Here is a 26,617-nt window from a genome sequence, read left to right as displayed (position 1 = left end):
CGAACCAAGGACGAGGAGTAGATTCGTGATCATCGTCGATCCTGTGACCCAGGAGATCATCGAGGGCAAGCTGGCGGCTACCGTCGACGAGATGGGCGTGGTCATGGCCAGAACCTCGATGAGCCCGGTGATCTACGAGGTGCTGGATTTCGCCTGCGGCCTGCTGACGCGCGATGGACAGCTGGTCGCGCAGATGAACGGCATCACCCTGTTTACCGGCACGTTCGGCACCCAGGTCAGATCGCTGATTGCGCTCTATGGCGACGATCTGGAAGACGGCGACATTCTGCTGACCAATGATCCTTATTCCGGCGGCACGCATGCCTGCGACTTTGCCATCGTCAAGCCGATTTTCTTCGACGGCCGGATTCTCGCCTATGCCATCAACGTCGCCCATTATCTCGATGTCGGTGGGTCTGTTCCAGGCTCGCTTGCGCCGAATGCCATCTCGGTTTTCCAGGAGGGGTTGCGGCTGCCCGGTGTGAAGGTCGTCCGCAGCGATCGCTTTTCGGGCGAGGTTCTGCGGATCATTCGCGAGAATGTCCGCCTGCCCGAAATCGCCATCGGCGACCTGACCGCACAGGTGGCGACCGTTCGCGTTGCCGCTCGCCGCATGGGTGAGCTTGCGCGCAAATACGGAATCGATATCGTGGAGGCCGCGTTCGATCATCTCCTTGCGGTCAGCGAAAAGCAGGCGCGCGCCGCTATCGCTGCACTGCCCGACGGGCGCTATGAAGCGGAAGATATCATCGACGGCGATGGCGTGACGACCGATCCTATCGCGGTCAAGGTGGCTGTCACGATTGCGGGAGACTGCCTGACGGCGGATTTCACCGGCTGCCCGCCGGCAGTCGCCGGACCGATCAACTGCGCGGCGGGTGCGCTGCAGTCGGCCGTGCGCACCATTTTCAAGGCTCTGGTCGCGCCGCAGGCGCCCTCCAACGAGGGCTGGTTCCGACCGCTCACCGTCGTCGCGCCGAAGGGTTCGGTTTTCACGGCCGAGAAGCCGTCTCCGACGGGCTGGTACTACGAAGGCTCGGTGCATGCCTCGGAACTCGTCTGGAAGGCTCTTGCCAAACTCATGCCCGGGCGTTTCTCGGCCGGTTCCTATACGAGCCTGTGCGTCGTCTATATTGCCGGCCAGGATGCGGCCGGCCAGCCATTCATCCATATCGAGCCGCAGCATGGCGGCTGGGGCGCAAGCAAGAATGGCGACGGTGCCAATGCACTGATCGCGCTCACCGATGGCGATACCTATAATTATTCCGTCGAAGTCATCGAAGCGCGCTTTCCTTTGCTCGTGCGCCGTTATGCGCTCAACCTCGAGGGCGGCTCCGGTGCCGGCCGCCATCGCGGCGGCTTCGGCGTCATCCGCGACTATGAGGTCCTTGGAGACGGCGCATCGGCCTATTGCAGCTTCGGCCGCACGGACACGCCGCCCTGGGGCATCGAAGGGGGCAAGCCCGGAAGCATCAATCTCCTGCAAGTGGATAAGGCCGGCGGCGAGCTTCGGAATTTCGGCCGTGAGCCGCATATCGGGCTGAACCGTGGCGATCTGGTGCGGATCATCACCGGCGGCGGCGGCGGCTGGGGCGAACCGCACGCTCGCGAACCGGAACACGTCCGCCGCGACGTCGAGGACGGCTATATCACCAGCGAGGTGGCACGCAGCGAATACGGATATGAAGAGAGGACGTCGTAATGATCAGACTGGCGACCGATGTGGGCGGCACCTTTACCGACCTCGTCGGCTATGATGAGCGCACGGGCGAGATCTTTACGGCCAAGAGCCTGACGACGGTTCACGATCAATCCGAAGGCGTCCTTGCGGCGATCGAGCTTGCCGAGAACAAGGACGGGCTTTCGACGCGCGACGTCATCTTTTTCGCACATGGCGGGACGACCGTTATCAACGCCATTACCGAGCGCAAGGGCGTCAAAACAGCGCTTGTAACCACCGCCGGTTTTCGTGACGTGCTGGAAATCGGCCGCGGCAATCGCCCCGATCTCTACAATCTTCAGTTCAAGAGCCCGGAGCCCTTCGTGCCGCGCAGCCTGCGCTTCGAGGTACGCGAACGCCTGAATGCCGATGGTCAGGTGCTGATGCCCATCGAGCTTGGCGATCTCGAGCCGATCATCCGCGAGTGCCGCGCCCGCAACGTGGAGGCGGTGGCCGTGATCTTCCTTCACAGCTACGCCAATCCCGAACACGAAATTCTCTGCGCAAAAGTGCTCGCCGAAGCGCTGCCGAATTTGACGGTCTGCGCCAGTCACGAGGTCTCCCGCCAGTGGCGGGAATATGAACGCTCGAATACGACGGTTCTCAACGCCTATGTGCAGCCGATCATCAAGCGCTATTTCGCGCGGCTCGAAAGCGCGCTGACCGAGCGTGATCTCACCTGCCCCTATTATGCCATGCAGTCCAACGGCGGCATCTCCACCTTCGATCAGGCGCAGATGAGCCCGCTGACGCTTGTCGAATCCGGCCCGGCTGGCGGTGTCGCGGGTGCGGCGCGCATCGGCGCCGTACTCGGCGAATCCGAAGTGCTTTCGCTCGATGTCGGCGGTACCACGGCAAAATGCTCGCTGATCCATGACAGCCGCCCGACGCTCGACAGCGAATACAAGCTCGAGCATACCCGTATCGCTCCAGGCTATCCGGTGCAGGTGCCGGTTGTCGATATCGTCGAAATCGGCGCCGGCGGCGGCTCCATCGCCCATATCGACGGGCGTGGCGCGCTCTGCGTCGGACCGGAGAGCGCCGGCTCGACACCGGGGCCGGCCTGCTACGGTCGGGGCGGAGACAGGCCGACCCTGTCCGACGCGCTGTTGACGCTCGGTATTTTCGATCCGGCAAGCTTTGCCGGCGGGCAGATGCAGCTCGACAAATCCCAGGCCGCTGCCGCAATAGCAACCGTTGCCACGCCCATGGGACTTTCGGTCGAGGACGCAGCTCTTGCCATCGTCGAGATCGCCCATGCGTCGATGATCAACGCGCTGAAGCTCGTCACCGTCCAGCGTGGACATGATCCTCGCGATGCTGCATTCGTCATTTCCGGCGGCGCCGGCCCCGCGCTTGCCGCGCGTCTTGGCCGCGATCTCGGCGTGAAGATGACAGTCGTGCCGCCGCATCCCGGCATCTTTTCGGCTTGGGGCATGTTGGCGGCAGAGCCCCGGGCCGACTTCCGCAGCACCTGGTTTGCGCCGCTCGGAGCGGAGGCCATAAGCAGTCTCAAGCGGCGTTTCGACGAGCTGAAACGCGACGCGGTTGTCTATTTCGCCAAGGGCAACGCCGCCGAGATACGCTATGCCTGCCGCGTCGAGGCGCGTTATCGCGGTCAGGAACATGGCGTTTTCGCGCTTTTCGAGCCCGATGACGATGCCGAAAGCTTTGCGGAGCGCTTCCACGCGGCCCATGAGCGGGCCTATACGTTCCGCCTGCCCGGTTCACCGGTCGAGATCACGATGGTTCACCTGGAGGCTGTGCTGCACGGGCCGGTCATCGCCATCCCGACACTCGACCGCGCCGGCCGAACGCTGGACGCGGCCTTCAAGGGGCGTCGCGAGGTCTATTTCGGCGGAGCGACCGGTTGGGTTTCCTGCCCCGTCTACGAGCGCACGCGACTGCCGTCTTCCGAGAAGATCGCCGGCCCTCTTATCGTCGAGGAGGCGACCGCAACGTTGCTGGTGGTTGCGGGACAGGAGCTTGACGTGAGCGAGCAGGGATTGCTGCTCATTCGCGAAGGCGATGGGGGAAGCGTCTGACATGGCGATCGCGATCGGCCTCGACCACATCGTCAGAAGTTACGGGCCGATGCGTGCGGTCGATGACGTGACGCTCGACATCCGGGCTGGGGAGTTCTTTACGCTGCTCGGCTCCTCGGGTTGCGGCAAGAGTTCGCTGTTGAAGCTGATCGGCGGTTTCGACAGTCCCACCTCGGGTCGCGTGCTCTTCGACGGAAAGGATATGGCGAGCGTTCCCGCCAATCGCCGTCCGGTCAACACCGTATTCCAGTCGCTTGGCCTCTTCCCGCATATGAATGTCGCCCGGAATGTCGGCTACGGGCTGAAACTGCGTGGGCTCTCCGGCGCCGCGCTTAAGGCCAAGGTCGAGGATGCCCTGGATCTGGTCGAGCTTTCCGGCTTTGCGGATCGCGATGTCAACCTTCTTTCCGGCGGCCAACGCCAGCGCGTAGCGCTTGCCCGCGCGCTCGTCATGGAGCCGGGCATCCTCCTGCTCGACGAGCCTCTGACCGGGCTTGACGAGCGGCTGCGCCAGCAGATGCGCGACGAATTCGGTCGGCTCCACAAGCGGACAGGCGCGACCTTCATTCTCGTGACCCACAATCAGGACGAGGCCCTCAGCCTTTCCGATCGCATGGCCGTGATGCACAAGGGGCGGATCGAGCAGACGGATGTGCCGGCCCGCTTCTTCGAGGCGCCCGCCAATGCCTTTGTTGCCCGTTTCGTCGGCATTGATACGCTCCTGAGACCTGAAAGCATCTCGATTTCAGGCGACAAGGCCATAGCGACCATTGCCGGTCAGCGGGTGAGCGCGACCTTTTCCGGAAGTGCGCCGCCGGCGAACGCCCTTGTCGCGATCCGCCCCGACCGGATTGAGCTTGTGCCGGCGGCCGAAGAGGCGGCCGAAACAATTGAACTTAAGGTTGTCGAAAGCATCTATCGTGGACTGAGCCATGACGTTACGCTCGCGTTTGCCGACAGCCAGCGCGTGGTATTAACGACCAGTGCGGACGCAACGCCGCCCTTGCCGGGCGAAAGCGTGCGTGTGTGTCTGAGGCCGGGTGCCGCGCTCCTGATTGATCGTTCCGGAATTCCGGCCCTGGCTGGAGGCGATGAGTAGAACCCGAAATAGCTGACATGAGCAAAAATGAGGGAAGGGAATGACACGATGAACAAAGGCAATGATCTCGTCTCCTCCGCGTTGAGGAGCAACATGCAACGCCGTGACATGCTCAAACTGATGGGCGCCGGTGCGGCCGCGCTTTCCGTGGGCGGATTGACTGCTACGCGCGCCATGGCCGATGACGCAGCCGTCGCATTCTGGGCAACCGCCACGCTCGATATCGGCGACAAATGGCAGGAATTTGCGCAACAGAGCGGCGTTTCGCCCGAATTTACCGACAACGGCAACGACGTCGGTCCGGTGGTCGCGCGCCTTGCCGCCGGCAACGCCAACGATCTCTTCGATGTCGGCGGCTTTCAGGGCGGCGCCGAGCGGGAACTTGCCAAGCAGGGGCTGATCGCTCCCTGGGACGTTTCCAAGATCCCGAATTTTGCCGGTATCTGGCAGTGGGCCAAGGACATCCCGACCCTGACTTATGAAGGCAAGCAATACGGCATTCCCACCGTCGTCAACGCCGACTCCATTATTTACCGCCCCGACAAGCTCGGCAAGGTCGACAGCTACGGCGTCATCTTCGATCCGAAGCTCAAGGGCCGGGTCGCCATGGAAGATGCCTGGATCAACAGCGCCATCTTCACGGCGATCTACCTCAAGGAAGCCGAGAACAAGCCGATCAAGGAGCCGGGCAACCTAACGGAATCCGAACTCGGGCTCGTCATGGAGTTTCTGATCAAGCACAAGAAGGATGGCCAGTTCCGCACATTCTGGAATGGCTGGGAACAGGGCGTCCAGCTGGTGGCGAACGAGGAAGTCGATGCCATGACGGGCTGGGAGCCGATCGTTTATGAAGGCCGCAAGCGCGGGCTTCAGGTGGAATACGCCGCTCCCGTCGAAGGCTATGAGGGTTGGGGCAACAATACCGTATTGCTGAAGGGGGCCGCGGAACGAGGCAAGGCGGATGCCGCCCACAAGTTCGTCGATGGTCTGCTTGCCGGTTTTTATGGCTGCGAACTGGGCCAGGCGCGCGGCTATCTCGTGCCGACCGACAACAATCTCGCCTACGCCAAGGCTCATTCCGACGAATACAAGGCCGACGATGTCGCCAAGCTCGCCGATCATGTGAAGGCAAAGTTTTCCGGAAAGGTCTACTGGCAGAATTGCCGCCCGGACAATTTCCAACTCTACGAGGAATGGTGGCAGAAGCTGCGCAACGCCTGATGTGGCGCGATGGACCGGGGCCGGCTCATCTGTCCGAGGACAGGCCGGCCCCGAGCCGATGGGATCAACGCCTGTAGAAGCGGAGCTCGACCATGAAGACATCAGTTCTATTGCTGGCTGCTCCGCTTGCGGCGATCTTCGTGCTCGGCCTTGCGCCGCTCATCCTCGTCGTGATCTGGAGCTTTTGCGCCTGGGACTCGGCCACCTACTGGATCAAGCCGGAGTTCAGCCTGGCAGCTTATGGCGCCATCCTGGAGGCGGGGCGCTGGAGCGTGTTCCTGTCGACGCTCGGCAAGGCGTTCCTGACATCAGCCATTTGCCTCGTTATCGCCTACCCGACGGCTTACGCGATGTATTTCCTTGCGGGACGCACGCTCTCGGTCGTGCTTGCCGCACTTCTGACTATCCCGTTTTTCACGTCCTATCTCATTCGCTCCTTCTCCTGGCGGCTGCTGCTTGGCCGCACCGGCGTCATCAATACGCTTCTCCAGCAAGCCGGCATTACGGATGCGCCGCTCGACTGGCTGCTGTTCAGCGATTTCGCCGTCATCGTCGGGCTCGTCGCTTCCTATCTGCCGTTTGCAACCTTTCCTGTCCTGCTCTCCATGCGCCGTGTCGATCCGATCGCGCTGGCGGCATCGCGCGATCTTGGCGCCGGCTTCTGGACGATGGGGCGCACCGTGCTGCTGCCCTTGACCTATTCCGGCGTTTTCGCGGGTTTCCTGTTCGTCTTCGTCATGGTGGCCGGCTCCTCGACGGAGGTGCAGATGCTCGGCGGTGCCGGCGCATCGATCGTTTCCGTGATGATCAACGACGTCATGCGCGTCGCCAATTTCCCGCTCGCCTTTGCGATTTCGACGCTCATGCTCGTCATCGTCTTCGGGCTGGTGCTGATCGGAAACGCCATATTCGGTCTCTCCTCGTTGTTCGAGGAGCGCGGCCAATGATCGTCAGGGAAGGAACGAGCCCTCGCATCGTCATCTGGACGCTGACGGTTCTCGGTCTCGCCGTGATCTATGCGCCGCCGCTCTATCTCCTCGGGGTTTCGTTCAACCCGGCCTTGCAGCCGGGTTTGCCGCATTTTTCCGACATTACGCTGAAGTGGTATCTTGCACTCGGGGCGGAAAACGCGCTCGTTGCCGCGCTCGGCCAATCGATCGTCATCGCGCTTGCGACCGCAGTTATCGCGACTTTGCTCTCGCTCGGGGCGGCGCTGGCCCATCGCGAGCTTCACCGTGGGCGTGGGCTTTGGTTCCTGACCGTGCTTCTGCCGATGTTCGTGCCGGGGGTCATACAGGGGCTGGCGCTATCGACCGTCATCACGCGTGTCGGCGTGAAGTCATCGGCCCTGACGGTGATTGCCGGCCATCTGCTATGGGCGATGCCCTTCGCCTTCATCGTCATCCTGACAAGTTTTACCGCGGTCAAGCGGACCTACCTCATGGCCGCTGACGATCTGGGCGCCGGCCGCTTCCGGCAATTCTGGGATATCACCCTGCCGTTGATCCGGCCGGGCCTCGTCAGCGCCTTCATCTTTTCGTTCCTGCTGTCCCTCAATGAATTTACGCGCGCCTTCTATCTGGCGGGCCGGCAAAACACCTTGCCGGTGGTGCTGTTCGGCAAGATGAATGCCGGCGCTTCACCGACGATCTACGCCATGTCCGGCGCAATCTTCCTTGTCTCCAGCGTTTGCGTGGTGGCCGTGGCACTGCGCTCGCTGCTCACGCAACGCCGAGCGGGGTGACCGGATATGCCAACGCGACTGACCGATCACACACTCCGTCCACCCTTAGTCCTCCATGAATGGGAGTATAGAGGATGAAACAAGAATCGAAGTTGATGGCGCTGATCCGCGCTGGAAAGAGGCAGGAGGCGCTTGACATGCTCGAGCGGCTGAAGGCGGCGACGCAATTACCGCCGACGTCGATCAAGGTCGGCCGGACAGGCGCCGTCACCTATTATAAGGGGAACCGCCGCTTTGTGAGAAACATCCAGGGTGGATGGGACCCGGTTCTGAAGAAAAAGTAGAGTACCGACATCCGGCTGCGCCATTGTGCAGGCGACACGAGGCGAGGAGCTTGGCCATCGCGGGGGAGGCTGCGAAGAGCCAACAAGCTTCCAGTCGGATATTTACCTAAAGGCATCTGTTCGAATGGACCGGCAGAAATGCCGTCGGCAGTCCGATCCCTCGTTTCCGGGCGTTCCCGCACGCAAGTCTGAACATGCGAGGCTTCCATGAAGATGCAATCAAGGTTAATTCGATGTGGGTCAGTTCGGGACAGGCATAACGACGCCAATTTCTGCACCCACGGGTCAGGCCAACCAAAATCAAGGGGTGGACTTGGGGAAGGTTCGCCTCTCCGTGCCTCCGGCGAGATTGGGATGACCGCTGGAGAGACAGAATGCTACAGAGTGCCATTTATGGACAACGCCAGTCATCGGTGTGCCGGCTTTTCGATTTAACCATCATAAGTAGTTTCGGATGACAAACCTGCGGGTAGAATTTATCTACGGGGAATATTCAATTCCAGCGACAGGTTTTAGTATTATCCATGTATCATTCAATCAAGCAGTCAGCGTTCGAACTATTTCCCTCCTTGACCAACAAGATGCGTACCGTCAAGCACTTGGTCTCGGACATGAGTTTCAGGCCGCATATTGCGAGCCGGACGTATGGTGGACACCACCTTCGCGTCATCATTGAAGATAGGGTCGCTCAACAATGGTATGGGCGGGACATCGACCTACCGCAGGAATTTGCTCTGCTTGCAGGGCGGGGACTGAATCCCGGCGCGCTGGTGTTTGATCTTGGCGCCCATCAAGGGGTCGTCGCCATGATGCTTGCCAAGCAGGTCGGTCCGAATGGAAGAGTCGTCGCAATCGAGGCTTCCCTGCCGAACGCGGAGTTGGCAAAGCGCAACGCCGACATGAACTCCATGGACAATATCGAAGTGCGCCACGCAGCCGTCGTGCATGAAGACGGGCCTGTGCTCTTCACGCAGCGCGGCAACGGGTCGGTTGCGCTGAGTGAGAAGGAATTCCGGGCAGTGAGCGTCGATGGCATTTCCATCGACACGATGACGAAGACCTACGGTGTTCCTGACCTCGTCTACATGGATATCGAAGGCTTCGAGGTGCACGCTCTCAAGGGCGCACGCGAGACACTGGGATCGCAGGCCTCGTGGCTCATCGAAGTCCATGGCGACGACACGATCGGGCAATTCGGCGGCCGCAACCGCGACGTTCTGGCCGTCTTCGAAGAAGGCTATGACCTGTATAGCGCGATTGACAACCATACCGACGCGTTCCAGCTGCGGGCAAAATCCGACCCCGTGCCCACCGGTCGCTTCTTTCTGGCGGCGATACCTCGGGTCCAGTGAGGAGCCGGTTCGGAACCGTCCGTGTTCCGAACCGCGATCAACGCCACGATATCCTAAGCCGGATTTTTGCATGTCACCTGCTCGGGGGGTGGAAAAATTGTGTTTCAGGAGCAGATACTCAAACTATGGCCCCGCTCGATATTTTCGGCGGGGTCTACTATGGGGCTTGAAGGGAGAGTGGGGCAATTGGCAGCACACGATTCCATCATCCAGGTTCCGTAGGAGCTATGGATTGAGGAATTTGCGATGCCCAAAGTCTACTTCCCGATAAGCTATATCGACGTGCCGGCAAGCGAACCGCATCCCGGCAACATGTACTACCGCGTGTCAAAGGGTATCGAGCACCGGGGCGCCGAGGAGCCACGCTACGTTTATAAGATCCAGATGGTCTGCAGCGGCGTGGTAGACGGCCTCGCATCGCCGTCCTACCCGGAGGGTGGTGAGGATTTCAAGAAAGTCATCGATGCGATGCGGACGCTGCAGGACGGGGGCGGCAGGAACGGTCGGGGGATGATGACAGCAGCCGGCGATCAGCCGGGCATGCCGTTGCACGAAGTCCAGCACATTCTCAAGATGCACCCGGCCTGAAGAAGAAAAGCTCAGAAGGCCCGTCCCCGCAAATCGCTGCAAAACAGCGCAGCTGATTCATAACCTGAAGTTATGTTTACTGGCATTTTTTTCGCAGTCCCGCCGCTGCGCCAGGATGATACTGTCTCCTTAATCAAAGTGGGAACGGAGTTGCTTCAACACGAAGCGACCGCAAAGCAAACGAAACATGGCCATGAATGAGGTCGCTCGCGGCCCGGCATGACGTGTGTCATCGGGAGGCTGCTAATTTGGCTGCGTCATTTGCCAAGGCGAGAACTTGCAAGTTTTATTCCGGCGGCAGCATGGGGTTGTTCCGGATATGACAGTTGCTACCGGCAAGACGCTCATCGGCCTGCATGCGCTGAGCAAGAGTTATGGATCGCACATTGTCCTGAACGAAATCGACCTGGAGGTGAGCGCGGGCGAGGTTCTCGCGATCATCGGACCAAGCGGTTCAGGCAAGAGCACGCTGCTTCGCTGCATCAACTATCTGGAGCCGCCGTCGGGCGGTACGATCACCATAGGCCCGACGACCATCAACGCGGCTCAGCCCGTTTCGCGTGTCGAGCTTTCCAGCCTGCGACGGCGCGTCGGCATGGTTTTTCAGTCCTTCAACCTCTTCCCTCACATGTCGGTGCTGCGCAATGTCAGCCTGGCGCAGGAACGGGTGCTTGGCCGCAGCCGCGCCGAGGCGGACGAACGCTCGATGCAGCTGTTGAGCCGGGTTGGCCTCAGCGACAAGGCCGCGCAATTTCCGGGACGCTGTTCGGGCGGGCAGCAGCAGCGCATCGCCATTGCCCGCGCGCTGGCGCTCGATCCCGAGGTGATGCTGTTTGACGAGCCGACGTCCGCGCTTGATCCGGAACTTGGGCTCGAGGTGCTTGCGGTCATGCGCGAGCTGGCCGAAAGCGGCATGACGATGATCGTGGTAACCCATGAAATGGGCTTTGCCGAAAACGTCTCGGATACCGTGATGATCATGGCGGACGGCCGGATCGTCGAGAAAGGTCCTTCCGCCGAGGTGATGCGCAATCCGCAGCATGAACGCACCCGTCGCTTCCTTCGGGCGGTGCATGATCGATGAGTGCCGCCGATCTCCTCCTGTTCAGCCGGGGTCTTGCGTGGACGGTCGCTCTGACCGTCGGCTCCTTCGCGATCGGTGCCATTCTCGCCATTCCCCTTCTGGCCGCGCGCCGAAGCCGGCTTTTTGCCCTGCGCATCTTCGCCACGGTGGTGATCCAGATCGTGCGTGCCATCCCGCCGATCCTGTGGCTATTCATCATCTTCTTCGGTGTCGGGATGAGCTATTTTGCGATCAGCCCTTTCGCCGCCGCACTGACGGGCCTCGGCTTGATCGCCGCTGCGAATATGGCGGAAATCTATCGTGGCGCACTCAATGCACTCCACCATGGTCAATGGGAGGCCTGTGCGGCTCTCGATCTCGGCCGCTGGTCGACGATCAGGGACGTCGTGGCACCGCAAGCCTTCAGGGTGGCTCTGCCCTCGGCGGCAAGCTATCTGATCGGCTTGATGAAGGAAACGGCGGTCGCCTCGACGATCGGTGTGGCGGAACTTGCCTATCAGGGCAACCAGCTTTCGCAGCTGACGTTCCGCGGCCTGGAAATCTTCGCCTTCGTCGGGATTTTCTACATTGTCCTCAGCCTCCCGGTCGCCTGGCTGTCGCGGGTGGCGGACGCTCATCTCCGATCGAAGGTGGCACGCTGATGTTTCCAAGCTATGAGGAAATCGCCTCGTGGATGCCCGACCTCCTCGGCGGTCTTTCCATCAGTCTGCAGGTGACCGTGCTCAGCCTGCTGTTCGGTATTCCCTTCGGGCTCCTGCTGGCATTGGGCGTGCTGGCGCGCAACAAGGCGCTGCGGGCCATATCGCTCATCCTTGTGGAGGTGGGACGCGGCGCACCGGCGCTGGTTCTTCTGCAATTCATCTATTTCGGATTGCCGGGCGTTGGACTGACGATCGAGTCCTTTGCGGCGGCCGTGATCGCGCTTGCCTGGAACACCGGCGCCTACACGAGCGAAATTATTCGAGCGAGCCTCCAGTCGATTGCCCATGGACAACGCGAGGCGGCCGAGGCGCTCGGTCTTGGCCGGATCGACGAGCTGCGTTTCGTGTTGATGCCGCAGGGTCTGCGCGTCGCATTGCCCGCCCTTCTCGGCTTCTCCATTCTAATTTTCCAGGGCACGTCCCTGTGCTTCACGATCGCGCTTCCGGAGCTGGTAAGCCGCGCCTACGAAATCGGGTCGACCACATTCCGCTATTTCCCGGCCCTGCTGTGCGCCGGAGCGCTCTACGCCTGCATTTCAATCCCGGCCGCTCTCCTCGTCGAGCACGTTGAGAAGCGGGCGAGCCTTTATGCCCAACGTTAACTCGCAACAGACAAGGAATTCCGGCATGCCTTCATTGACATCCAAGACCAACCTTCTTCTGTCCGGCTTCGCCGCGATACTCCTGTCGGCACAGGTCGCCCATGCTGCGGATTGCGTGCCCAAGCACAAATTCACCACGATCGAGCCGGGCACGCTGACGGTGGCGGTCACGACCTATGCGCCGCATTCCTACCTTGACGACAGCGGCAACATGAAGGGTATCGACGGCGACATCGCCGCCGAATTCGCCGAGCGCGAATGCCTGAAAGTCAAGGCCGTCGCCGTCGATCCTGCCGCGGCGATCCAATATGTCCTCTCCGGTCAGGCCGATATCACGACCGGCGACTGGTATCGCACCGCGGAACGCGCGAAGGCCATGAACCTGTCCGCGCCGCTTTATACCGACCAGATGGCAATCTATTCGAAGCAGGGGTTCAAGAACGTCTCCGATCTCGAGGGCAAGAAGGTGGGTACCGTTCAGGGCTATCTCTGGGTTGCCGATCTCAAGACGATGCTCGGCGCGTCGCTGAAACTCTATCCGAACTCCGTCAACATGCAGCAGGATTTGTTCGCCGGCCGGATCGACGTCGCAGTCGACGGTTACTCGACGGGCGTGGTCGCCGAACAGAAGGGTGCGCTGAAGGACGTCAAAGTCGCGGTCGCGGCCGCCGATCCGCGCGTCAAGGCAACGAAGGAAGCAGCACAAGCCGCCTTCCCCTATTCCTTGAAGGCAAAGGAATTCGGCGAAGCTCTCGACAGCGATATCGAGGCGATGCACACGGACGGCACGATCGTCAAGATTCTCAAATCCTATGGTCTTGACGGCACGGCGGCCGAAACCGGCGCGGCTCGTCTCGTACAATAGCCTCGTCTCCGACGGAGCTTTAGGGAGCCGATCCCGCACTTTTGCAAATAGTCATTTGGAGACATGAACGATGACGGTCTACACGGTAACGCGCAGGACGCAGTCATGGTACGGAGAGCAGATCGGCATCCTGATCCTCGATGCGGCCTACCCCTGCGTTCCCGGCAATGTCGGGAATGCAACGACCTACACTTACCCGGTTCGATTTCAGGAAGTGCGCGGCGCGTCGATCGACCGGCTTCTCAATCAGCGCGATCCAGCCTTGAAGGAGGCCTTCGTCGAGGCGGCCCTCGATTTGCAGAGCCGGGGGGTCAAGGCCATTACCGGCGCCTGCGGCTTCATGGCCTATTTTCAGGAGGAAGTGGCGGCAGCGCTCGATATCCCCGTCTTCCTCTCGAGCCTGATGCAGATTCCATTCATGCACGCGCTTTGCGGCGGCAGCGTCGGCATAATCACGGCAAATGCATCGCGGCTGACCCCGCGGCATTTCGAGGCCTGCAACGTCCCCGCGAGCATTCCCCTGGCGATTGCGGGCATGGAGGGGCAGAGGGAGTTTCGCGAGGCCGTTCTCGAGGAGAAAGGAACGCTGGATTCCGGGGAGATCGAGCGGGAGGTCACGCAGGTCGCCCGTGCTCTGATCGAAAGCTATCCTGAGATACGCTCGATCCTGTTGGAATGCAGTGATCTGCCGCCATATGCATATGCCGTGCAAGCTGCTACTGGCCGCCCGGTCTTCGATTTCATAACGATGATCAACTACGTCCAGCAAAGCATTGCCCGGCGACCCTACGCCGGCAACATGTAGCGCCGATTTCTGTCAGGAAGCCAACCATGTCTGTCGATCACTATTATCTTCTGGGACGTTCGGGATTGCGCGTCAGCCGCCTGGCGCTCGGAACCATGACATTCGGCAATGGCGGCATTCGCGGCATCGCCGGAAGCTGGGGTGCGGACGCGCCGGCGGCCCGCGAGATTTTCAGTCGCTATATCGCCGCCGGAGGCAATTTCATCGATACGGCGAATTCATATGCCGGTGGACTGAGCGAGGAACTTGTCGGCACCTTCGTCGCCGAGGCAGGTGTGCGTGACGCCGTCGTCATAGCGACGAAATTCTCCAACAGCCTTTCCTCCGGCAATCCGAATGCCGGCGGCAACGGGCGCAAGGCCATGATGCAGGCGGTCGATGCTTCGCTGAAGCGTCTGAAGACCGATTACATCGATCTCTATCTTCTCCACACTTGGGATCGGATGACGCCCGCCGAAGAGGTCATGCGGACGTTCGACGACCTCGTGCGTGCCGGCAAGATCCGTTATGCCGGATTTTCCGATGTGCCGGGCTGGTATGCCGCCCGGGCACAGACCTGGGCCGAGGCGCACGCGCTTACGCAGCCGATCTGCCTGCAGCTGCCCTATTCGCTGGTTGAGCGCAGCATCGAGCACGAGTTCATGCCGCTCTCAGAGGCAATCGGGCTTGGCATCACGGCATGGAGCCCGCTCGCCATGGGACTTCTGTCCGGGAAGTATCGCTCAGGCGCGCTGGAGCAGGGACGGCTTTCGCAGGACGACTCCGGCAGTGGTCTCGGATTGTTTACCGAACGCAACACGCGCATTCTCGCCGCGCTGGAGAGGATCGCCGGCGAGATCGGGCGCAGCATGGCGCAGGTGGCGCTGAACTGGTGCGTGAACCGCCCAGGGGTCGCCGCCGCAATCGTCGGCGCAAGCAGGCTTTCGCAGCTGGAGGATAACCTGGCTGCTTTGGATTTTACGATCCCGAGCGAGTTGCGCTCCGAGCTCGATGGCGTCACCGCCATCGACGCGCCCTATCCCTATTCGCTTTTTGCCGATGACTATCAGGCCGGCATCCTGAATACGGGCACATCCGTCGGCGACAAGCCGCCGAGCTATCGACGCGACATCCTCTTGCCCAAGGTCACGGATTATGCGTTCGGCCAGCCGAAGGACAAAGAGCGCCCGTAGAGGCGCGGGGAGATCGAAAGGAGCCATGACCATGTTGAACGACGCACGCTCCCATGGCCTGTGGGAAAGGACGGCCGGCGAGGCTCCTCGAACCTTGACCCTGACGACTGACGTGGTCGCGGACGTTGCGATCGTCGGTGGAGGCTTCACCGGTCTTTCGACCGCCCTGCATCTTGCCGAGGCGGGATTGAGGGTTGTGGTGCTCGAAGGCGCCGAGATCGGTTTTGGCGGTTCCGGCCGCAATGTCGGGCTTATCAATGCCGGTATGTGGGTCATGCCGGACGATCTGCCCGGCGAGCTTGGCGATGTCCACGGCGAACGCCTTCTCCGGCTCTTGGGCGAGGGGCCGCAGATCGTCATGTCCGTCATAGACAGGCATGGGATCGAATGCGAGCTTGAGCACAACGGCACCCTGCACTGCGCCGTCGGCAAAACCGGCCTGAAGGAAATCACCGAACGTGCCCGCCAGTGGCAAAAGCGCGGCGCACCTGTCGAATTGCTGGATGCCACGCAGACGGCCGCGCGCACCGGGACGAAAGCCTATGCGGGCTCCCTTCTCGATCGTCGTGCAGGCACATTGCAGCCGCTCGCCTATGTGCGCGGTCTGGCCCGTGCCGCGCTGCGCGCCGGAGCCTGCCTGTATACCGGATCTCCTGTCCGGTCGTGCACCCGGGACGGCGCGGGTTGGAAGGTGTCAACCGAAAAGGGATCTGCGGTCGCCGAATGGATCGTCGTTGCCACCGATGCCTATAGCGAGGGACCGTGGGCAGAGGTGCGTCGGGAACAGGTGCATCTTCCCTATTTCAACCTTGCCACCCGGCCGCTGCCGCCGGATCTTCGCAACACCATTCTTCCAGGCCGGGAAGGGGTGTGGGATACCAAGGAAATTCTGTCCTCGTTTCGCATGGACAGAGCCGGCCGCCTCGTCTTCGGCAGCGTCGGCGCCCTGCGCAATGCCGGCCGGGCCATTCACGCTGGCTGGGCGAAGCGTTCGCTTGCGCGGCTATTTCCGCAATTGGGGCCGGTGGATTTCGAATATGAATGGTATGGCAAGATCGGCATGACGGACAACGCCCTGCCGCGGTTTCACCGCTTCGAGCGCAACATCATAGGCTTTTCCGGCTACAACGGCCGCGGCATCGCACCGGGTACGGTCTTTGGGCGGACGCTGGCGAGCCATATTCTCGGCGACCTGCCCGAAGCCGATCTTCCGCTCCCCGTCAGCGATACGGAGCAGCCTTCGCTGAGGGGCCTCAAGGAAGCCTATTACGAGGTCGGCGCCCAGATCGCGCATTTTGCCGGCGAACGGTTATAGGTGTGCGAATTCTCCGCAGATATGGCAATGAGCCCCGTGTCGGCGAGGCCTGATTTCGACGGCTGATGCACGGCGAACCTCCCTCTGCGGCCATGCTGGGACGCTCGACAAGGCCGGATGTGTCTGTATTTCGGTAATTTGCAATCGCGCGCAGATGTTCCGGTGTCTTTCCATCGAAGCTTGGCCGAGACACATTCTGGATATTCGCCTCGCAGGTTTCGTTGATAAGTTGCAATCCTCTCCAGGTGCAGTCATTGCGGGGTTCGCTTTGCCCGTGTTACGGGTAGTGTGATCACAGTCGCTCTTCTGAGGCGCGTGTGATGAGGCGCAAAATTTGGGGCTTGGTGGGTGAACGTTGGCGCGACGTTTGCGCGTAAGGGTTATCGGCCCTTCCGCGATATGAATTTTTTCCGCAGGATCATGGGTTGCCGATGAGGCGCAGAAGTTTTTTGGCGTCACTTTGCGCATTGACTCTCGCCTCATGCCAAGGTGAGGGCGCGACGGTGCGCTTCAAAGTCATCGCATCGGCCACCGTCGACGGTCGGCCGGTCGAGAGTTCGTCCGTAATGGAGATCAGCTATTCAAAGGTGACGCACAGTTTAATTGGAGCGGGTGGTACCACGCGACTCTATGGCGAAGCATTGATTTTCGATCTCGGCGGCAAGGGTACAGTTTATATTTTGCCCATCCGAAGGCCTCCCAGCGGGGGTATAGTTTATAATATTTATGAGTTTAAGGTCCTAAAGACCTTCGGAGTAAAAAATAGTGTTGGGAATTTAAGTTCTTCAGATGTTGAAATGTTGAGGAATGCCCGAGGACGCCGACGATATAATATCGACAATAGCCAGCTACCTACTTTTGTAGCTTTCGCGGATGAAGATAACTCGAAAACTGTTTACGAAGTCGATCCGGCAAAGTTAGGCATGTATTTTCCTGGAGTTGTTTTCACGGGTCTAGATCTCGAAATCGTAGACGAACTGCTGACTGCAAAACTTCGCAAACGCCTTCCTTGGCTAAACACTCCTAAAGACGCCTTCGATAGTGATCCACCAGGACGTTTGCGGCCCCTTGAGATGCGGCCAATCGGCTTCGTTCTAACGGTAGATGATTTTTTTGGATCTGGTAGTAGATGAGCACCCCAGCCGCAAAAAATATAATGCTCGCGCTTCTCTCCTTGGATGCTTGTTCGCGGCGTAAACTTCCAAAGCTTACTTATAAAGATGAGATTGCTCTTTTCAATCAAGTGGGAAACGCAACTGTACTTGCGAATTCTAAAGATATGAAGGGAATAGAGCACGCTGATTTGGTCGACTTCAACGTTGGCGCCTACAGTTGGACTGTTAGCGGGTCGAATGAAACAATGATTGCTCATCGGGGTACGGACTTCATTACGAATGGCGGATTTCCCTCCATTGAAACTTTAAAGGATATTATTACAGACTGGTCCAGCTCCTTCGGAAGAACTGATGAGCCTCGGCTACGATGGGTCCCACATCGCATGGCTGCATTTGCTCGGGAATGGTGCGATGATTGGCAGAGGGAATTGCAGACGGCGGGCCGCGGGACATTTGTGCCCTTGGTGTTCGAGCCGAGCGAAGCCCTCCAGTTCGACTAGCCAGAAGACTGGACGATCATCGGCAATGAGCGCACCAAGCTGCAGATCGCCCATACAAAGTTAAGCTTCAGCCGCGCTTTCATCGTCCTGGCCTATCTTCTTCAGACGCATGAGATGCTGTTTGGCACTCATAATCATGCATTCCGCGTCTTTGGCGGCATTCCCTGTCACGGCATCTACGACAACATGCGCACGGCAGTCGATAGGGTTGGCCGTGGCAAGGAGCGCGACGTCAACACGCGTTTCATGGCGATGGCGAGCCACCACGTATTCGAGCTCGAGTTCTGCACTCCTGCGTCCGGATGGGAGAAGGGGCAAGTCGAGAAGAACGTGCAGAACGCGCGTCATCGCCTCTGGCAATCGACGGCGCTTTCCATCGCAGGAGGTATTGAACGAATGGCTGGAGCCGCGCTGTAAGGAATTATGGGTGCAGACTCTGCATGGTCAGATGTCTGCACCATCGCCGAGATCTGGGCTACGCAGGCACGGGTTCTCATGCCGATCTCCCGTCCCTTCGATGGCTTTGTCGAATACACCAGGGGGTCTCGCCGACCTGCCTCTTGCATCTGATCGTAACCGTTACAGCGTTCCTGTATCCTTTGCCAATCGACCGGTGAGCCTAGCCGACGCTGGTTGTGGCAACTCGTTTTCGTTCAGTGATTTGGTGGAAGCATCAGCGACTGCTGTCCTCAAAACTGTTTGCTCATGGATCGCAGCGCTCCTTAAAGCATTATCGGACAGTTGCTTGGCAGAGGTACTGAAACCAACACATCAACAGCCATGCACAGGCGAAAAAACGCGAAGCAAAATTGCTTGACAAATTTTTAGATTTAGTACCGAATATCGGTATCAAAACCGATAAGCGGAACAACTAAAATGCCTGACACGCTTCCTCGCATCACCTACTCGAACATCGGCGCCGACCTTTCTGCCGTGCATGCATACCTCGACAAAGTCGTCCCGGAATTTGAGAAGGAAACGCTTGCGAAGTCCTGGAAGACGCCTTTCGCAACAGGAACTGCGATAGCCGTCGCTAGCCCGATAGATCCAGCTCTCTCTCTTGGTGAGTTTCCGGTCTCCACCGCCGACGACATCGAGGCGGCGATTGCTGCCGCACGCGGGGGCGCCAAGGTCTGGAACCATGTGTCGGTCGAGGAGCGCCTGGCGTTTGCTGCGCGCTGGAAGACCGCGCTGACGGAGGCAAAATATCGCCTCGGCATCGCCGCTCTGTACGAAGTAGGCAAGTCGCGCATCGAGGCTATGGGCGAGGCCGAGGAAGTTCTCGACATGCTCGACTACTATCCGTCTGAGCTGAAGTCCAACAACGGCTACCGTCGGCCCATGAATGAACTGGTGCCAAACGAAACAGCCCTTAGCGTCCTGAAGCCGTACGGGGTGTTCGCCGTCGTCGCACCTTTCAACTTCCCCGTGGCTCTTTCCGTTGGCCCGATCGTCTGCGCGCTTCTCGCTGGCAACTCGGTCGTTTACAAGCCTTCACCAGAATGCCCGCTGAGCGGCCTGCTGATCGCCGAGACGATCAAGGCTGCCGGGCTTCCGGAAGGCGTCTTCAATATCGTTCTCGGCGGCGCCGAGGTCGGCCGTCTGCTTACCACGAACGAGAACGTCGACGGCGTCGCGTTTACCGGATCGCACAAGACGGGAATGGGCATTTTCCGTCACATGGCCATGGGTCCATGGATGAAGCCTGTCCTTGCGGAAATGGGTGGCAAGAACCCCGCTTTCGTCACGAAAAACGCCGACCTCGACCGCGCGTCTCAAGGTGTCGTTCGTTCGGCATTCGGACTGCAAGGGCAGAAGTGCTCCGCATGTTCGGTCGTGTATGTCGACAACTCCATCAAGGACGAATTCATCGAGCGCTGTAAGGCATTCGCAGCGAAGCTTGTCGTTGGAGATCCGCGTCGCCAGGAAACGTTCATGGGACCACTCTACAATTCTGCTACCGTAGATCGCTTCGTCAAGGCCGTAGCCCAGGCGAAGGCCGAAGGTAAGGTCCACTTCGGCGGCGCCCAGATTGAGGGCAAACCGGCCAACTACTTTATTCCTGCGATCGTCGAACTGCACAGTCCCGGCAATTTGACGAAGGACGAACTCTTCATGCCTTTCGTCGTCGTTCGCGGGGTTGATGGACTCGAAGAAGGCCTGGCGGAAGGAAACAGCGTCTCTTACGGTCTCTCTGCAGGCGTATACACCGAAGACAAGAACGAACTGGACTTATTCCTGGATCGCGCCGAAGCAGGCGTCCTCTATGCCAACCGCGCTAGCGGCGCAACGACCGGTGCGTGGCCAGGCGCCCAGCCTTTCTGCGGCTGGAAGGGAACTGGCGTGAGCGGCAAGGGCGGTCTCGGCCCCTACTATCTGCCGCAGTTCATGCGCGAGCAAAGCCACACGATAATGACGAAATGAACCGGGACGGCGGTCGGTAGACCGCCCGCTCGTTGCGAAACATATCCAGGATTAGACCATGCCCATCTATCCCGACTCCTGCCAGGCTTCGAAGGCGCTCTTCGAGCGCGCCCAGAAGGTCATGCCCGGTGGCAACACCCGCACGACCGTTTTCATCGATCCCTTTCCTATCTACGCGACCCGAGGCGAGGGCTGCAGAGTGTGGGACGTCGACGGGAACGAATACTACGACTGCATCAACAACTTCACGGCGATGATCCACGGCTACGCACAGCCCGAGGCCGTCGAAGCGGTCGCAAAGCAGCTCCCCGATGGAACGGCGTTCGGAGCGCCGACGCTGAGCGAGATCGAACTGGCTGAATTGCTGGTCGAGAGACTTCCAGCGGTCGAACAGATCAGGTTCGCAAACTCGGGTACCGAGGGCGTCATGATGGCGATCAAGGCCGCTCGCGCGTTCACCGGCAGACCGAAGATCGTCAAGATCGAAGGTGCCTATCACGGCTCTTACGACTTCGCGGAAGTTAGCCTCGATAGTTCGCCCACTAACTGGGGAGACATGCCAGCTTCCACCGCATATGCAAAGGGAACGCCGCAGGGTGTGCTTAGTGACGTGATCGTCGTTCCATTCAACGACGAGGAAGTCCTGCAGGCGGTCTTCAAAGCCCACGGGCCTGAAATCGCTGCCGTGCTGATCGATCCAATGCCGAACAGAGCCGGGCTTATTCCGGCGCGCCGCGAATATCTTGAGGCGTTGGTCGAAAGCGCGCATATGGCTGGAGCACTGGTCATTTTCGATGAAGTGATCTCGTTCCGGCTCGGATACTCCGGCGCACAGGGACTGTGGGATATCAAGCCCGACCTGACCTCGTTGGGCAAGATCATTGGCGGAGGTTATCCGGTCGGCGCCGTCGCCGGCCGCGCAGATGTAATGAGCGTCTTCGACCCGACCCGAGGGAAGCCGGCTCTGCCGCATGGCGGCACCTTCACGGCGAACCCCGTCACAATGAAGGCGGGACTTGCTGCCATGGAGGCGCTCACTCCCCAGGCATTCGATCACCTGGATCGCATCGGATCGTTCATTCGCGACGGGGCGAACGCTTCCTACGCGAAGCACGGCATTTCCGGCCAGTGCGTCGGCCTGGGTTCGCTCTTCAAGCTGCACTTCACAGGCAATCCGATCACCGACTATCGGTCAGTGTACCCCAACGCGGGCGAGCGCAAGAAGCTCGCCGTGCTGCATAAAGGTCTTTTGAACCGAGGCGTGCTCTCTGCGAACTACGGCCTGTTTGCCCTTTCCACTCCAATGACGGACCAGGACGCGAGCAACATTCTGTCGGCCATCGACGATACTCTGGGCGAGGTCGCCCGCCTTTGATGACGCGCTTAGGCCCTCGGTGCCGGCGAATTTTACTGTAGGAATAACATGAAGACTTCTCCCCATGTTGTTGTTATCGGCGCGGGAACGCTCGGTATGTCAACAGCGATAAATCTTTGCGAGCAGGGAGCACGGGTCACCGTGCTTGAAGCCAACTCGATCGCGTCCGGCTCGAGCGGACGATCGGTCGGTGTCGTTGGAACCCAGCTCACGGATCCATTCGAAATTTTGCTGCGGCAGCATTCGCTGCGACAATTCCGTCGTTGGGAGCAGGAAGGTCTCGACTTTAATCACATCGGCTATCTCCGTCTCGCCCGGACGCAGGAACAGATGGACCTCTTCCATAGCTCCGTCGAGTATCAGCGCCAGGCTGGCTTCGCCTCGTCGGTCTACGAAGCCTCAGAACTCACCCGTCTGGTTCCTCACATGGACGTCAGCGGTCTTGCTGGGGGCATCTTCGGCCCGGATGACGGGTTCATCGATCCGCATCAGCTTTGCATGCTCCTGACCGACAAGGTAAAGGCATTTGGCGGCGCGGTACGACAGTTCTGCCGGGTCATCGGCGTCGACCGCCGCCGGGACGGCTTTGCACTGACGACCTCGCGCGACGTCATCGAATGCGACGCAGTGGTCAACGCCGCCGGCGCCTGGGCGCCGCGGATCGCAGCGCTCTTCGGCCAGACGCTCAACGTCCGTCCCGAGCGCCACGAGGCTGTCACCATCCTACTGGATGAGCCGCTGGACTACACCATGCCCATGGTGATGGATCTCGTGAACGGCGAGGGGAGCGGCTTGAATTTCCGGCATGAGAAGCCGAACGAGCTGATCGCCGAGGTGCACAAGGTGACTTCGGCGGAACCCGCCAACCCGGACGCATATAACGACCAATGTGAGGAGGAGTCCAAGATCCTCCTGGCGGAATTGCTTCTCGAGCGCGTACCCGACCTGCCAGGCGCGCGGCTTGGGCGCGGCTGGGCCGGCCTCTACCCGGAAACCAAGGATCACAAGCCCTTCGTCGGTCCCATCGATCTTTCCGAACCGCGGATTGTCACTGCGGCCGGCGCCGGTGGCTACGGGATCCAGCTTGGACCTGCCATTGGACAGGTCGCCGCCGACTGGGCATTGCACGGGGCGCCGGTCTCGGCGCCGGGCACCGAGCGTCTTCGTCCGACACCGGAAAGAAACGTGGCCGCCTGAGCCGTTGGGAGAACGAGATTGCAATCAACAAACAGAAGACAAGGGGAAGAACTCACCGCGCTGCCGAAACAGGATTCGGCGGCGTCTTGGGTCGGATCGAAGATGAAGGATTCAAACCATATCGTCCGGCTAAAGGACATCAACGTTCGATACGGGCAATATCATGCGGTCAAGAACGTCACTCTCGACATCGAGCGGGGTGAGGTCGTGGCGATCGTGGGTCCGAGCGGCGCAGGCAAGAGCACGCTGCTCCGCACAATCAACATGTTGGAGCATCCGTCGTCAGGAGTTCTCAAAGTCGGCGAGTTCGAGTTTTCGCTGGATCACGACCTGACAGCGGCGGATCTTTTGAAGCTCCGACGCTCGACCGGGATGGTCTTCCAGTCGTTCAATCTCTTTCCCCACATGACTGTGGAGCGAAACATCTCGCTCCCGCAGATGCGCGTGCTCGGTCGTTCGAAGGCTGAGGCCGACGCTAGGACGACGCGACTGCTCGAACGCGTGGACCTTGCCGACAAGGCGCAGTCCTATCCCGCACGTCTCTCGGGCGGGCAGCAGCAGCGCATCGCCATCGCACGGGCACTGGCGCTGGATCCCAAGGTGATGCTGTTCGACGAGCCTACTTCCGCGCTCGATCCTGAACTCGGTCTTGAAGTCCTGTCCGTGATGCGCGAACTCGCCGAGGAAGGGATGACGATGATCGTCGTGACTCACGAGATCGCCTTCGCCGCCGAGGTGGCGAACCGCGTGATTGTCATGGCGGACGGCCAGATCATCGAGGAGGGAACGCCCGACCAGGTGATCAAGACGCCTTCGTCGCCGCGGACGCAAAAGTTCTTCCGCGCAATCCTGGATCGTCACTGATGAGCGGTCTGATTCTGAATCTTCTCAAAGGCATACCGGCGACGCTTTTCGTAACGCTTGGGGCTTTCTTCCTAGGGGCGGTGGTCGCGGTGCCCTTGGTCCTGATGCGTCGTTCCAAGCTTTGGCTCCCGCGGATAGCTGCGCGCATCTACATTGACGTCCTAAGAGGGATTCCACCCGTCGTATGGCTCTTCATTATCTTTTTCGGACTGGGCAGCGGAATCTTGAGGCTCTCATCGATGCAGGCCGCCATGCTGGGCCTCGGTCTCGTATCGGCGGCCTACTTGGCGGAGATTTACCGCGGCGGCTTTCTGACGCTTCCTCAGGGGCAGAACGAAGCGGCGACTGCGCTTGGAATGAAACGAGTTGACACTCTTCGATACGTTCTGGCCCCGCAGGTGCTCCGCGTCTCGATCCCGCCAATGGCGACCTTTCTGGTGAGCCTTCTCAAGGACAGCACGGTCGCCTCCACGATTGGCGTCCGCGACGTGATGATGTTCGTGTCGCAGGAGGCGCAGGCGGCCGGCGGTGGATTCACGCCATTCCTGCTTGCCGCTGCCGTCTACATCCTGCTGTCGATCCCGGTCGCATTCTTCTCAAGAGCGATGGACGAGGCATTGCGTCGGAGGATCGCTCGATGAATGAATTGATGAGCAACTGGCTGCAATGGTCGCCGCAACTCTTGAAGGGCCTCTGGGTCAGTTTGCAGCTTGCCGGTCTGGCGCTGCTTTTCGGACTCCCTCTGGGCTTATTGCTGGCCTTGGCATCCTCATCGAAAGGAAGGTTGGTCCGTTACGCGGCAATCGCAGTCGTCGAGATCGGGCGAGGGGCCCCCGCGCTCGTGGTCTTGCAGATGGTCTACTATGGCCTGCCTTCCGCTGGGCTGAGCATCAATGCGTTTGCCTCGGGCGCAACGGCGCTTGCACTGACGACGGCGGCATACACCACCGAGATTCTGAGGGCGGGCCTTAACGCCGTGCCGCGCCGCGAAATTGAGGCTGGAATGGCCCTGGGCATGACCCATAGCGACACGATGCGGTATGTCGTCATCCCGCAAGGTGTCCTCTTCGCGGTGCCCGCACTAATGGGATTTGCGATCCTGATCTTTCAGGCAACCGCTCTCACCTTCACGATCGCCATTCCGGAGCTGCTCGCTCGCGCCTATCGGGTGGGGGCTGCCACTTTCCTCTATCTCGATGTCCTAGTTCTGGCGGGGCTGTTTTACCTCGCGATCACGATTCCGTTCGGTTGGCTGGTTTCATGGACCGAACGGCGCCTTGGAAGCCATCTCGGCTGACATCAACAAGAGCTCGACAAGAAAGAGCTCGTCACTTTCAGAAGGAGAACAGAAGTGAAGGGTACCATTAAAATCGCAGTGGCATTGGGAAGCTTGGCGGCCTTTGGCGCGAGTGTAGCACACGCCGAATCCTGCGCCCCGAAGCACAAGTTCGAGACTGTCACTGCCGGCAAACTCACGGTCGCGCTCACGAACACCCCTCCATATTCTTCGGAAAAGGACGGCGCGATCGCCGGTATCGACGGAGAGCTTGTGAAAGCCTTCGCCAAGGACAATTGCCTTGACGTGACCTATGAGATTTTCACGTATCCGGCGGCTGTCGCGGCTGTGCAGTCCGGACGTGCGGATATCGCCATCGGCGGCTTCTATCGCACCGCGGCTCGAGAGAAGGTCGTAACGCTCTCCACTCCGGTCTACCTGGATCAGCTCGCTGTTGAATCCGTGGAAGGGTTCGACACGGTAGACCAGCTCGTTGGCAAGAAGGTCGGCACCGTCGAGGGATACGCCTGGGTGACTGAAATGGAGAATAACTTCGACGGCTCCAGAACCTATCCGTCGTCATTGAACCTTGCGCAGGACGTTCAGGCCAAGCGCGTCGAGGCCGGTCTCGAGGGCTTTGGTGCGGCGGTCGAACTCAACAAGGGGACCGATGTGAAGGTTCGCTTGTTGAAGGCCGATCCACGGATTACTGCCACCACCAACGCATCGCAGACCTCGTTCCTCCTTTCGAAGTCGAATGACGCTTTCGTCGACGCTGTCAACAAGACCATCGCAGACGACCGTTCCAACGGCAATATCGCGAAAGCTCTTAAAGCCTATGGTCTCGACACGTCGGCAGCGAACGTCGGCAAGCCGCAGGTCATCAACTAACAACTCGTATCCGAGGGCATCGATGGAGATGCCCTCGGGCCGTTTCAAGGAGCCATTGATTTGAAGATACTCGTGCCAGTGAAGCGGGTTGTTGACTACAACGTGAAGATCCGTGTGAAGGCGGATGGATCGGGCGTTGAGCTTTCGAACGTGAAGATGTCGATGAACCCGTTCGACGAGATTTCGGTTGAGGAAGCGCTGCGGCTGAAGGAAGCCGGCAAGGCGGACGAGGTGGTGGTGGTGTCGATCGGGCCTGCCAAGGCCGAGGAGACGCTGCGCACGGCGCTGGCCATGGGTGCGGATCGCGCCATCCTGGTCGAGACCGATGACGCCGTCGAGCCGCTGGCGGTCGCCAAGATCCTCAAGGGCGTGGCCGAG

25 protein-coding genes and 1 pseudogene are annotated in these 26,617 nt (G+C 60.1%); all 26 read left to right on the top strand.

The window, feature by feature from the left end:
- Window positions 1-25: 25 nt before the first annotated feature.
- Window positions 26-1,702 (top strand): hydantoinase B/oxoprolinase family protein, encoded by a 1,677-nt coding sequence (locus tag ACQZ6J_RS30670; RefSeq protein WP_449086789.1) that lies wholly within the window; start codon window positions 26-28, stop codon window positions 1,700-1,702.
- Window positions 1,702-3,765: a hydantoinase/oxoprolinase family protein gene (locus ACQZ6J_RS30665; RefSeq protein ID WP_449086788.1), complete on the top strand. Its 2,064-nt coding sequence runs from the start codon at window positions 1,702-1,704 to the stop codon at window positions 3,763-3,765. Before ACQZ6J_RS30670 ends, ACQZ6J_RS30665 begins: the two co-directional genes overlap by 1 nt.
- A gap of 1 nt (window position 3,766) precedes the next feature.
- Window positions 3,767-4,864 (top strand): ABC transporter ATP-binding protein, encoded by a 1,098-nt coding sequence (locus ACQZ6J_RS30660; RefSeq protein ID WP_449086787.1) that lies wholly within the window; start codon window positions 3,767-3,769, stop codon window positions 4,862-4,864.
- Between the two features lie 48 nt (window positions 4,865-4,912).
- Entirely contained in the window at window positions 4,913-6,085 is a 1,173-nt protein-coding gene (locus ACQZ6J_RS30655; RefSeq protein WP_449086786.1) for an ABC transporter substrate-binding protein, read from the top strand.
- Window positions 6,086-6,177: 92 nt separating this feature from the next.
- Window positions 6,178-7,032 carry an ABC transporter permease gene (locus tag ACQZ6J_RS30650; protein WP_449086785.1) on the top strand — a complete coding sequence of 285 codons (855 nt, stop codon included), beginning with the start codon at window positions 6,178-6,180 and terminating at the stop codon, window positions 7,030-7,032.
- Window positions 7,029-7,829 carry an ABC transporter permease gene (locus ACQZ6J_RS30645; protein ID WP_163994781.1) on the top strand — a complete coding sequence of 267 codons (801 nt, stop codon included), beginning with the start codon at window positions 7,029-7,031 and terminating at the stop codon, window positions 7,827-7,829. Before ACQZ6J_RS30650 ends, ACQZ6J_RS30645 begins: the two co-directional genes overlap by 4 nt.
- A gap of 74 nt (window positions 7,830-7,903) precedes the next feature.
- Window positions 7,904-8,113 carry a hypothetical protein gene (locus ACQZ6J_RS30640; RefSeq protein WP_163994783.1) on the top strand — a complete coding sequence of 70 codons (210 nt, stop codon included), beginning with the start codon at window positions 7,904-7,906 and terminating at the stop codon, window positions 8,111-8,113.
- A 569-nt stretch (window positions 8,114-8,682) separates the two neighbouring features.
- Window positions 8,683-9,465, top strand: coding sequence for an FkbM family methyltransferase (locus tag ACQZ6J_RS30635; protein WP_449086784.1), 783 nt, complete (start codon window positions 8,683-8,685; stop codon window positions 9,463-9,465).
- A 246-nt stretch (window positions 9,466-9,711) separates the two neighbouring features.
- Complete coding sequence (locus ACQZ6J_RS30630; RefSeq protein ID WP_204326916.1) at window positions 9,712-10,053, top strand: hypothetical protein; 342 nt, start codon at window positions 9,712-9,714, stop codon at window positions 10,051-10,053.
- Window positions 10,054-10,372: 319 nt separating this feature from the next.
- Window positions 10,373-11,137, top strand: a complete 765-nt coding sequence (locus ACQZ6J_RS30625) for an amino acid ABC transporter ATP-binding protein (protein ID WP_163994791.1) — start codon at window positions 10,373-10,375, stop codon at window positions 11,135-11,137.
- The gene (locus ACQZ6J_RS30620; protein WP_449086783.1) at window positions 11,134-11,778 is read left to right on the top strand and encodes an amino acid ABC transporter permease; all 645 of its coding nucleotides are present in this window, start codon (window positions 11,134-11,136) and stop codon (window positions 11,776-11,778) included. The genes ACQZ6J_RS30625 and ACQZ6J_RS30620 overlap by 4 nt, the downstream gene beginning before the upstream one ends.
- The gene (locus tag ACQZ6J_RS30615) at window positions 11,778-12,440 is read left to right on the top strand and encodes an amino acid ABC transporter permease (protein WP_163994795.1); all 663 of its coding nucleotides are present in this window, start codon (window positions 11,778-11,780) and stop codon (window positions 12,438-12,440) included. The genes ACQZ6J_RS30620 and ACQZ6J_RS30615 overlap by 1 nt, the downstream gene beginning before the upstream one ends.
- Window positions 12,441-12,465: 25 nt before the next feature.
- Window positions 12,466-13,305, top strand: a complete 840-nt coding sequence (locus ACQZ6J_RS30610; RefSeq protein WP_163994798.1) for an ABC transporter substrate-binding protein — start codon at window positions 12,466-12,468, stop codon at window positions 13,303-13,305.
- A gap of 70 nt (window positions 13,306-13,375) precedes the next feature.
- Complete coding sequence (locus tag ACQZ6J_RS30605; RefSeq protein ID WP_163994800.1) at window positions 13,376-14,110, top strand: aspartate/glutamate racemase family protein; 735 nt, start codon at window positions 13,376-13,378, stop codon at window positions 14,108-14,110.
- 26 nt (window positions 14,111-14,136) lie between these two features.
- On the top strand, window positions 14,137-15,282 hold the full coding sequence (locus ACQZ6J_RS30600; RefSeq protein ID WP_449086782.1) for an aldo/keto reductase: 1,146 nt from the start codon (window positions 14,137-14,139) through the stop codon (window positions 15,280-15,282).
- Window positions 15,283-15,313: 31 nt separating this feature from the next.
- A complete protein-coding gene (locus ACQZ6J_RS30595) occupies window positions 15,314-16,597 on the top strand; it encodes an NAD(P)/FAD-dependent oxidoreductase (protein ID WP_449086781.1) in 1,284 nt (427 codons plus the stop codon).
- A gap of 566 nt (window positions 16,598-17,163) precedes the next feature.
- Entirely contained in the window at window positions 17,164-17,730 is a 567-nt protein-coding gene (locus ACQZ6J_RS30590) for a hypothetical protein (protein ID WP_449086780.1), read from the top strand.
- Window positions 17,731-18,057: 327 nt separating this feature from the next.
- Window positions 18,058-18,834, top strand: a pseudogene (istA, locus tag ACQZ6J_RS30585) (IS21 family transposase); the annotation flags it as partial.
- Window positions 18,835-19,088: 254 nt separating this feature from the next.
- Window positions 19,089-20,636, top strand: coding sequence for an aldehyde dehydrogenase family protein (locus tag ACQZ6J_RS30580; protein WP_449086779.1), 1,548 nt, complete (start codon window positions 19,089-19,091; stop codon window positions 20,634-20,636).
- Window positions 20,637-20,757: 121 nt separating this feature from the next.
- Window positions 20,758-22,011: an aspartate aminotransferase family protein gene (locus tag ACQZ6J_RS30575; RefSeq protein ID WP_449086778.1), complete on the top strand. Its 1,254-nt coding sequence runs from the start codon at window positions 20,758-20,760 to the stop codon at window positions 22,009-22,011.
- Window positions 22,012-22,059: 48 nt separating this feature from the next.
- The gene (locus ACQZ6J_RS30570) at window positions 22,060-23,208 is read left to right on the top strand and encodes an NAD(P)/FAD-dependent oxidoreductase (protein WP_449086777.1); all 1,149 of its coding nucleotides are present in this window, start codon (window positions 22,060-22,062) and stop codon (window positions 23,206-23,208) included.
- A 102-nt stretch (window positions 23,209-23,310) separates the two neighbouring features.
- Entirely contained in the window at window positions 23,311-24,072 is a 762-nt protein-coding gene (locus tag ACQZ6J_RS30565; RefSeq protein WP_449086776.1) for an amino acid ABC transporter ATP-binding protein, read from the top strand.
- Window positions 24,072-24,713, top strand: coding sequence for an amino acid ABC transporter permease (locus tag ACQZ6J_RS30560; RefSeq protein WP_449086775.1), 642 nt, complete (start codon window positions 24,072-24,074; stop codon window positions 24,711-24,713). The genes ACQZ6J_RS30565 and ACQZ6J_RS30560 overlap by 1 nt, the downstream gene beginning before the upstream one ends.
- Window positions 24,710-25,369: an amino acid ABC transporter permease gene (locus ACQZ6J_RS30555; RefSeq protein ID WP_449086774.1), complete on the top strand. Its 660-nt coding sequence runs from the start codon at window positions 24,710-24,712 to the stop codon at window positions 25,367-25,369. Before ACQZ6J_RS30560 ends, ACQZ6J_RS30555 begins: the two co-directional genes overlap by 4 nt.
- Before the next feature lie 54 nt (window positions 25,370-25,423).
- Entirely contained in the window at window positions 25,424-26,239 is an 816-nt protein-coding gene (locus ACQZ6J_RS30550; protein ID WP_449086773.1) for a substrate-binding periplasmic protein, read from the top strand.
- A gap of 60 nt (window positions 26,240-26,299) precedes the next feature.
- The coding region (locus tag ACQZ6J_RS30545) for an electron transfer flavoprotein subunit beta/FixA family protein (RefSeq protein WP_449086772.1) at window positions 26,300-26,617 on the top strand (318 nt) is incomplete at its 3' end.

It is taken from the genome of Rhizobium sp. A37_96 (genome assembly GCF_053521765.1).
Note: the sequence above shows the minus strand (reverse complement) of the source record. Positions and strands in the feature narration are given on the sequence as shown.

Excerpts from the sequence above, each read along its gene's own strand:
- ACQZ6J_RS30665 (WP_449086788.1), top strand. The coding sequence starts at position 1,702 with ATGATCAGACTGGCGACCGATGTGGGCGGCACCTTTACCGACCTCGTC.
- ACQZ6J_RS30660 (WP_449086787.1), top strand. The coding sequence starts at position 3,767 with ATGGCGATCGCGATCGGCCTCGACCACATCGTCAGAAGTTACGGGCCG.
- ACQZ6J_RS30655 (WP_449086786.1), top strand. The coding sequence starts at position 4,913 with ATGAACAAAGGCAATGATCTCGTCTCCTCCGCGTTGAGGAGCAACATG.
- ACQZ6J_RS30650 (WP_449086785.1), top strand. The coding sequence starts at position 6,178 with ATGAAGACATCAGTTCTATTGCTGGCTGCTCCGCTTGCGGCGATCTTC.
- ACQZ6J_RS30645 (WP_163994781.1), top strand. The coding sequence starts at position 7,029 with ATGATCGTCAGGGAAGGAACGAGCCCTCGCATCGTCATCTGGACGCTG.
- ACQZ6J_RS30640 (WP_163994783.1), top strand. The coding sequence starts at position 7,904 with ATGAAACAAGAATCGAAGTTGATGGCGCTGATCCGCGCTGGAAAGAGG.
- ACQZ6J_RS30630 (WP_204326916.1), top strand. The coding sequence starts at position 9,712 with ATGCCCAAAGTCTACTTCCCGATAAGCTATATCGACGTGCCGGCAAGC.
- ACQZ6J_RS30625 (WP_163994791.1), top strand. The coding sequence starts at position 10,373 with ATGACAGTTGCTACCGGCAAGACGCTCATCGGCCTGCATGCGCTGAGC.
- ACQZ6J_RS30620 (WP_449086783.1), top strand. The coding sequence starts at position 11,134 with ATGAGTGCCGCCGATCTCCTCCTGTTCAGCCGGGGTCTTGCGTGGACG.
- ACQZ6J_RS30615 (WP_163994795.1), top strand. The coding sequence starts at position 11,778 with ATGTTTCCAAGCTATGAGGAAATCGCCTCGTGGATGCCCGACCTCCTC.
- ACQZ6J_RS30610 (WP_163994798.1), top strand. The coding sequence starts at position 12,466 with ATGCCTTCATTGACATCCAAGACCAACCTTCTTCTGTCCGGCTTCGCC.
- ACQZ6J_RS30605 (WP_163994800.1), top strand. The coding sequence starts at position 13,376 with ATGACGGTCTACACGGTAACGCGCAGGACGCAGTCATGGTACGGAGAG.
- ACQZ6J_RS30600 (WP_449086782.1), top strand. The coding sequence starts at position 14,137 with ATGTCTGTCGATCACTATTATCTTCTGGGACGTTCGGGATTGCGCGTC.
- ACQZ6J_RS30595 (WP_449086781.1), top strand. The coding sequence starts at position 15,314 with ATGTTGAACGACGCACGCTCCCATGGCCTGTGGGAAAGGACGGCCGGC.
- ACQZ6J_RS30590 (WP_449086780.1), top strand. The coding sequence starts at position 17,164 with ATGGAGATCAGCTATTCAAAGGTGACGCACAGTTTAATTGGAGCGGGT.
- ACQZ6J_RS30580 (WP_449086779.1), top strand. The coding sequence starts at position 19,089 with ATGCCTGACACGCTTCCTCGCATCACCTACTCGAACATCGGCGCCGAC.
- ACQZ6J_RS30575 (WP_449086778.1), top strand. The coding sequence starts at position 20,758 with ATGCCCGGTGGCAACACCCGCACGACCGTTTTCATCGATCCCTTTCCT.
- ACQZ6J_RS30570 (WP_449086777.1), top strand. The coding sequence starts at position 22,060 with ATGAAGACTTCTCCCCATGTTGTTGTTATCGGCGCGGGAACGCTCGGT.
- ACQZ6J_RS30565 (WP_449086776.1), top strand. The coding sequence starts at position 23,311 with ATGAAGGATTCAAACCATATCGTCCGGCTAAAGGACATCAACGTTCGA.
- ACQZ6J_RS30560 (WP_449086775.1), top strand. The coding sequence starts at position 24,072 with ATGAGCGGTCTGATTCTGAATCTTCTCAAAGGCATACCGGCGACGCTT.
- ACQZ6J_RS30555 (WP_449086774.1), top strand. The coding sequence starts at position 24,710 with ATGAATGAATTGATGAGCAACTGGCTGCAATGGTCGCCGCAACTCTTG.